We start from the raw sequence: 1,290 nt of genomic DNA, 5'->3' as shown, positions 1-1,290 counted from the left end.
ATGTTGAAGTAGTCCATGGGGTCGGAGTGCAGGTGTGTCAGGAAGACGCTGCGCAGGTCTTCGTAGCCGTGGAAGTCTGAACCGTCCTGGACGAGGTAGAGACTCCTGATCTAACAAGGAGAATGCTGGTATGCCTGCACCGAAGGAGTACGATGCCGAGACCCAGGATCGCGCCGTCCGGATGTATCGGGACCGGATCGACGAGCACGGAGGCTCGAAGGTCGCAGCCCGGCGCCATGTCGGGGAGCTGCTCGATATCGCGCCGGCGACACTGCGGAACTGGATCGAGCGGGAGGAGAGCCGCCAGGCTCTCGGAACACCGTCTGCAACACCTGACGTGTCGGACGAGGTCGCCCGGCTTCGCCGATAAGTCACCGAATTACGCAGAGCCAACGAAATATTGAAGGCCGCGAGCGCGTTTTTCGCGGCGGCGGAGGTCGACCGCCGACTGCGGTGATCGTCGACTACATCGACGCTCACCGCTCCCGTTTCGGGGTCGACCCGATCTGCGCCGTGCTCACCGAACACGGCATCAGCATCGCCCCGTCCACCTACTACAAGGCCAAGCAGCGCGGACCCATCGGGCACTGACCTGGGCGATGCGTACGCCGCCAACGCCGTCCACACGCTATTCGTCGCCAACAAGCGTGTCTACGGTGCCCGCAAGATCTGGTGGGCGATGAAACACGCCGGCCACGACATCGGGCGCGATCAGGTGGCCCGCCTGATGAAGATCTGCGGGATCCGCGGGGTGGTCCGCGGCAAACGCCGCACGACCACCACCGAGCGCGACGAGCGGGCACCACGACACCCGGATCTGATCAACAGGAAATGGGACGTCCCGGACCGCCCGAGCAGTGGTGGGTCGCGGACTTTACGTACGTGTGGACACTCACCGGATTCGTGTACACGGCGTTCTGTGTCGACGTGTTCTCCCGCCGGATCCTCGGGTGGCAGGTGGTGACATCCAAGACCAGGGTCTTCGACTTACCGGTGCCGCCGCTGACGACCCAGCAGGCTCATACCCTGCTCGGTTCCAGCAGCGACGTCAGCGACGACTGACCTGGAAGTCGACCACGGGCGGGCGGGAACGTTTATTCAGCTGCGCTTTCCCGTCGTGGCGCATATCGCCAATTGGTAGGAGACGAGACGGGTGGGACAGTCCGCGAGATGTATCGCGGGTTCTGTCGTCATTTCTCGGCTCAGGACCGTGCGTCAAAGACGTTTCGGGCGACCGTTAGGCGGTGAATACCCTTCGCCGCCAGTGAAGTCGACGATGTGGGCCAGAAC

1 pseudogene and 1 other annotated feature are annotated in these 1,290 nt (G+C 63.3%); the pseudogene reads left to right on the top strand.

The annotated features are described in order from the left end of the window. Positions 1-130: 130 nt before the first annotated feature. A pseudogene (locus ACFWJO_RS39660) lies at positions 131-972 on the top strand (IS3 family transposase); the annotation flags it as partial. Further along, positions 415-546: a sequence feature (AL1L pseudoknot), on the top strand. (Overlaps the previous pseudogene by 132 nt.) Positions 973-1,290: the final 318 nt, after the last annotated feature.

Origin of the sequence: Streptomyces sp. NPDC127092, from assembly GCF_042722475.1 — a bacterium.
In the GTDB taxonomy this organism is placed as follows: Bacteria; Actinomycetota; Actinomycetes; order Streptomycetales; family Streptomycetaceae; genus Streptomyces.
The sequence above is the reverse complement of the archived record's forward strand: the minus strand, read 5'-3'. Positions and strand labels throughout refer to the sequence as shown.